Here is a 5,744-nt window from a genome sequence, read left to right on the forward strand (position 1 = left end):
GGAGAGCGCCCGGAAACCCGCGGATCTCGATCCCGAGATCCGGGAGGCTGCTGAAGTCGTCCTCGACGGGGGCGAAACCGACGGCACCGAGAGCACCGTCGTCGACGTCTCGAGCGAGACGATCCACCGCCGGGGTGCGCAGGCCGCCGAGATCGACGCGTGGCTCGAGGAGTCATAACGGTTTGAAGGGAATGCGGTGATCCCTGTATCGCTCAGTCTGATCAACCGTCATGCGGTGGCGCGCGCTGTCGACTGGGCGAACGAGAGTGAGGCCAGTCGACGATATTGCGCGAGGGATGAGCGAACGAACGTCTGTGAGTGAGCGAATCGGCTGGGGAGGGCGTGGCGATTCCCTGCTGCCACGATAGCAGGACACCCGCTTTTCCTCTCAATCATCCTCGAACGAACCGTTCCATTTACGCGCCTATCGAGTGGATCGCCTCGAGCCGTCTTCATCGTTCGATACCGCACCATGTCACTGTCTGAAAGCGCACCTATCCGAACCCCAGCAGCGACCGCAACGTCCGCGTCTTGACCCCGCACTCTGTCGCAAACTCGCAGGACTCGCACTTCGAGCGGTTGTTCGTCCGCACGGGCGGACTGTCTAACTCGCGAACCGCCCGCAACGCGCTCCGATACTGCGCCTTCCGTCGCGTCGTCAGGTCGATCGAGCGGATCACGCCGTACGCCGGATACTCGAGCCAGGCCCGCTCCACCGGTGCCTGGTGCTCCCAGGCCAGCGCCTTCGCGGCCGCGACGGCGTGGACCGACTGGGACTTCCAGACGCCGGTTTCGGGCGGTTCCCCCGACGAGATCAGCGTCGGCTCGAGCGGGTCCGCCAGCACCTTGTGAACGATGCCGCGACAGTGTCGCCCGGTTGCGAACACCGCCCGATCGAGGGGGTCACTGAGGTGCTCCCACTGGCCGCTCCCCTCGAGTCGATCCCGGGTCGCCGCCAGCCGATCGCGGTAGCGAACGGAGGGGACGGCGATCGGTTCGGACTCGAGGGCTCCCGGCGGGGCCGCGAGTAACTCGTCGTACCGGGTGGCGAGCGCTCGAATCGCCTCGACTTCGGGCGGCGGCTCTCGGTCCTCGTCCGGCAGCAGCCGCTGATAGTAGCACTTCCGCGGACAGTAGGCGGCGGTCCGCAGATCGCTGAACGAGATGGGCGTGTGAGTCACGCTCCGTCTGGCCGCTCCTTCTCGTAAAAAGTCTCGTATAAATGGGCACTAGCCACGAAACCAGCAGTTCTACCGAGCGTTCGCTTCGCTCACGCCCGGCCGTTTTCATCGACGTTGTCAGAACTCGACTTCGGTCTCCATCCCCTCCGTCGCGTCCTCGAGGCCGTCCTCGCGGAGATCGGACGTCATGCGCTCGGAGAGGTCGGCGTCGGCGAGGATGCTGTCGAACTCGTCGCGGTAGCGGTCGTTCGCCGCGCGGGACTGGTCTTCCGCTCGGGCGACGCGGCGGTACCGCCGGATCCGGGCCTCGCTCACGTCGTACTCGTCGGCCAGCGTCGCGTCGTCCTCCTCGCGGTCGCGGATCGCCGCGAGGTCGACCTCGTCCGCATCGGTCTCTCCGACGAGGTGCAGCGATAGTCGCGCCTCGAAGACCTCGTCCGCGTCGACCCCCAGCTCGTCGGCGACTTCGTCGTCGCTCCGGTCGTCGTAGAAGGCTCTGGCGACCGTGATCAACTCGTCGTCCGAGAGCGACGGTTCGAACTCGTACCGCTCACGCATCTGCTGGACGACGCTCTCGAGGCGCTCCTCGTCCGATCGCTCGTCTCGCTCGAGCGAACCGCGGGCGTTCTCCTGCGATTCGGTGATGGTTTCCTCGCCGTCGGTGACGTCGGTGAAGATATCCCGGAGTTCCTCGGTTTTATCGTTCATGGGTGGACACTCCAGACGGGAGTCTATTTAAGCCTGTTGCCAGATCACGTTGGGCCGTCGAATCGAACACGAACGACCATAGTAAACTCGAAATCGAAGGAAAATTTCCGCAACACGGCGGCAGGGTTGTCTTCCGAGACGTGGGGCAAGAATTAAGTTACAGCCCTGCCCGTCAATGCACATGAACACCATCGCACAAACGAGGGAGACGTACTGGGGGATCACCAGCGTCGAGTACGCGGTGTTCTATCTCCTTGCGTTTACCGCCATCGCCGTCCTCACCTACGGCGTCTACCAGCGGTTCTCCCGCTACGCCGAGGGGGACGACGATTCGTTCTCCCGGGTCGATGACTTACAAAACCGAATCGTGAGCGCGACTAGAATCGTGCTCTCGAACGAGAAGCAGTTCAACAGGGATCTCTACGGCGGACTGATGCACTCGTTTATCATGTGGGGGTTCCTGACGCTGTTCATCGCGACCCTGATTATCATGGCCGACGAGTACGCCGCCCAGAAAGTCCTCCACATGACGTTCTGGGAGGGCGACTTCTATCTCGCCTACTCGTTCATCGTCGACGCGATGGGGCTGCTGTTCGTCGTCGGAATCGGCATGGCGATGTACCGACGCTACTGGGTCCGTAACCACCGCCTCTGGGACCGCCATACCTCTACCGAAGACGACATCTTCATCTGGACGCTGTTCGCGCTCGGCGTCGGCGGCTTCCTCCTCGAGGGGCTTCGGATTTACAGCGCCGGCATGCCCGACCACGAAATCGTCAGCTTCGTCGGCTACGGGCTGGCGCTCGGCTTCAACGGGATCGGCCTCGCCACGCTGGGAGCCGAGCAGGCCGGGCTCAATGGTTCGGGGCTGAACGTCGAGAACCTCCACTGGCTGGCGTGGTGGACCCACTCGCTGATCGCGTTCTTCTTCATCGCGTGGATCCCCTACGCCAAGCCGTTCCACATGCTCTCCTCCTTCGCGAACGTCGTCACGCGCGACGAGAAGGCCGGTCAGCGCCTTCCGAACGTCCCCTCGGATCTCGACGCGACCAACGCGGAATCCATCGACGACTTCACCTGGAAGGAGATTCTGGACCAGGACGCCTGTACCAAGTGCGGCCGCTGTTCGTCTGTCTGTCCCGCGAAGGCCTCGGACCGCCCGCTCGATCCGCGCAACGTCATTCTCGACCTGAAATCGTACCGAGAGGACCTCGACGCCGGCGGCGAGGAACAACCCATCGTCGCCGACGGCGGGACGAGCGTGATCAACGCGGAGACCATGGAGTCCTGCATGGCCTGCATGGCCTGTATGGACGCCTGCCCCGTCGAGATCGAGCACCTCAAGAGCTTCACCCGGCTCAACCGCCAGATGACCGATCAGGGCGACGTCGCCCCCAGCATGCAGGACGTCTTCCAGAACGTCATGCAAAACGGCAACACGTTCGGCGACTCGCCGCGCAACCGGGGCGACTGGGCGGACGAACTCGAGTTCGACGTCACAGACGCCCGCGAAGAGGAAGTCGACTACCTCTGGTACGTCGGCGACTTCCCGAGCTACGACGAGCGCAACAAGCAGGTCGCCCGCTCGCTCGCGACCATCCTCACGGAAGCGGACGTCAGCTTCGGCATCCTCTTCGACGACGAAAAGTTCGACGGCAACGACATCCGCCGCGTCGGCGAAGAGTTGCTCTACGTCGAACTGGCCGGCCACCACGTCGAGACCTGGGAGGACTGTGAGTTCGACAAAATCGTCTGTACGGACCCCCACTCCTACAACACGTTCAAAAACGAGTATCCCGAGGTCAACTTCGACGAGTTCTCGGACGATCCGATGATGCCCTTCGACTACGAGGAGCAGTGGAACGAGGACGGCGAGATCGAGGTCTATCACTGGACGCAGGCAGTCGAAGAGCTCGTCGCCGAGGGCACGCTCGATCTGAGCGGCACGGAACTCGACTACACGGTCACCTACCACGACCCGTGTCACCTCGGCCGATACAACGACGAGTACGAGGCCCCGCGCGAACTGATCAAAGCAACCGGCTGTACGCTCGACGAGATGCCCCGCAACCGCAGCAACTCGTTCTGCTGTGGCGGCGGCGGTGGGGGGCTCTGGATGGACTTCGAGGAAGAACCCAAACCCAGCGAAGAACGCATTCGGGAGGCGCTCGAGGACACCGACGCCGGCAGCGGCGTCGAGAAGTTCGTCGTCGCCTGTCCGATGTGCATGACGATGTACGAGGACGGCCGCAAAACTGGCGGGTACGAGGACGAGATCGAAGTCGTTGACGTCGCCGAACTCATCGTCGAGGCGATCGGGAAGGCGGACGAAGCGCAGGTCGAAGTCGCTGCGGACTGATCGACTCGCAGTCAGTTCGATCTCGGTGATGCGTGCGTTTCGATCGCGTTCTCCTGCGGACTGACGTGCTTGGTACGGAGCCGTGTACTCATTCTCCGGTTACGACTCCAAATCGTCACGAAACAACTCGTCACCTCGTCTTTCGACTCGGAGGCATCTCGAATTATCTGCTCGAGTACCACCGATTTGGGGACGGGCCGTCCGGTCTCGCGACGGATCTCCGCCTGAAGCTCCTCGAGCCGGTCGTTCGTCGGTTCCGTGATCTCGACCGACGGAGTCATGCGTCCGTATTTTGACTTCTCTCGGAAAAATAGTTCTGCTGGGTTCCTTTCTGAACCGTCAGTCGCTGGCAGCAGATACCGGACGGAACGGACCACCGCTTCAGTCGGAGCGACTGACCGAAGCCGACGCGTCAGCAGTGGTATCGATCCGCTTCACTTCGCGAACGAACTCGAGGAAGTTGTCGAATACCAGTTTCGCCTCGCAGGCCCGCTGATAGTTCTCGTCCGTGATTTCGCCGAGGATCGACTCGAGGCGTTCGTCGGAAAGCTCCTTCCGGTGGACGAGTTCGCGGGCGGTCTTCGTATCGTACTCGGGGTGGAACTGGACGCCGAAGACCCGGTCCGCGCGGAAGCCGTGATTGGAGTAGTCGTTCTCGGCGAGGGGGGCGGCACCGGGCGGGAGCTCGGCGACCTCGTCGGAGTGGCTGGTGAAGGCGGTGAACGTCTCGCCGATCCCGTCGAACAATCGCGACTCCGCATCCGCGACCTGCTCGATTTCGCTGTAGCCGACCTCGTAGACGCCCATGTCCGCAACGGTGCCGCCGAGGACGTCGGCCAGCAGCTGGTGACCCCAACAGACCCCGAGGAAGGGAAGTCCGCGATCGATCGCCTCGCCGACCCACTCTTTGACGGGCTGCATCCACTCGTCGTCCCAGTAGACCGACGCTCGAGAGCCGGTCACGACGGCTCCGTCGTAGTCGAAATCGTCCGGCACCGCGCCGTCGGTGGCGTCGAACTCCGCCAGGGAGGCGTCGAGTTCGCGCCGGAAGTTCCGCGTCGTGTTCTCGTCCCGATGGGCTGCATTCAGGACGGCGATTCGCAGTTGACTCATCGCCTCCTAGTGGCAACTCGATAAAAATAGGTGTTCCGCCCAGCGCCGACATTGCCGTGACCGCCGACAGTGATCGAGAGCGCGCACTCGAGCGGAGCGGCCAACGGACGGCCACAGCGGACGCGCTGACGGTTATCGAGAACTGTAGTTCCCGTCGGCATCTCGGCGAAACCGGTCGCCGGTATCGAACCAGCCGTCGACGAACCGACCGCGGTCGCCGCTCTCCTCGACCTCTCGGCTCTCGATTTCGGCGGGTTCGTCCCAGTTCTCGTCGCCGGTTCCGGCAGCGTCGACGTAGCCGTCGGCGACCATCGGTCCCGCGAGCTGAAGGGTTCCGTCGGCCGCGCCCTCGAGGGGCTCGCCCCCGTCGTCGACTAGCCGGG

Annotated in this window: 5 protein-coding genes and 2 pseudogenes; 2 read left to right on the forward strand and 5 right to left on the reverse strand. The window is 63.4% G+C overall.

The window, feature by feature from the left end:
- Nucleotides 1-178, forward strand: a pseudogene (locus PGX04_RS30075) (L-threonylcarbamoyladenylate synthase); the annotation flags it as partial.
- A gap of 316 nt (nucleotides 179-494) precedes the next feature.
- On the opposite strand, the gene PGX04_RS30080 reads toward PGX04_RS30075, so the two are convergent.
- Nucleotides 495-1,181, reverse strand: a complete 687-nt coding sequence (locus PGX04_RS30080) for a CRISPR-associated protein Cas4 (protein ID WP_273741846.1) — start codon at nucleotides 1,179-1,181, stop codon at nucleotides 495-497.
- 117 nt (nucleotides 1,182-1,298) lie between these two features.
- Entirely contained in the window at nucleotides 1,299-1,889 is a 591-nt protein-coding gene (locus tag PGX04_RS30085; RefSeq protein ID WP_273741847.1) for a conditioned medium-induced protein 4, read from the reverse strand.
- 181 nt (nucleotides 1,890-2,070) lie between these two features.
- Here PGX04_RS30085 and PGX04_RS30090 point away from each other — a divergent pair, with 181 nt between their 5' ends.
- Complete coding sequence (locus tag PGX04_RS30090; protein ID WP_273741848.1) at nucleotides 2,071-4,248, forward strand: (Fe-S)-binding protein; 2,178 nt, start codon at nucleotides 2,071-2,073, stop codon at nucleotides 4,246-4,248.
- A gap of 11 nt (nucleotides 4,249-4,259) precedes the next feature.
- Here PGX04_RS30090 and PGX04_RS30095 read toward each other — a convergent pair whose 3' ends face one another.
- The 3 genes and pseudogenes from PGX04_RS30095 to PGX04_RS30105 all read right to left on the reverse strand — a co-directional run.
- On the reverse strand, nucleotides 4,260-4,529 hold the full coding sequence (locus PGX04_RS30095; RefSeq protein ID WP_273741849.1) for a hypothetical protein: 270 nt from the start codon (nucleotides 4,527-4,529) through the stop codon (nucleotides 4,260-4,262).
- Between the two features lie 100 nt (nucleotides 4,530-4,629).
- Nucleotides 4,630-5,361, reverse strand: a complete 732-nt coding sequence (locus PGX04_RS30100; RefSeq protein WP_273741850.1) for a type 1 glutamine amidotransferase — start codon at nucleotides 5,359-5,361, stop codon at nucleotides 4,630-4,632.
- A 132-nt stretch (nucleotides 5,362-5,493) separates the two neighbouring features.
- Nucleotides 5,494-5,744 (reverse strand): annotated as a pseudogene (locus tag PGX04_RS30105) (long-chain fatty acid--CoA ligase); the annotation flags it as partial.

Source organism: Natrinema soli (assembly GCF_028618695.1).

What these genes read in the sequence shown, in the direction of transcription:
- PGX04_RS30100 (WP_273741850.1), bottom strand. Translation starts at nt 5,361, where the DNA reads ATGAGTCAACTGCGAATCGCCGTCCTGAATGCAGCCCATCGGGACGAG.
- PGX04_RS30095 (WP_273741849.1), bottom strand. Translation starts at nt 4,529, where the DNA reads ATGACTCCGTCGGTCGAGATCACGGAACCGACGAACGACCGGCTCGAG.
- PGX04_RS30090 (WP_273741848.1), top strand. Translation starts at nt 2,071, where the DNA reads ATGAACACCATCGCACAAACGAGGGAGACGTACTGGGGGATCACCAGC.
- PGX04_RS30085 (WP_273741847.1), bottom strand. Translation starts at nt 1,889, where the DNA reads ATGAACGATAAAACCGAGGAACTCCGGGATATCTTCACCGACGTCACC.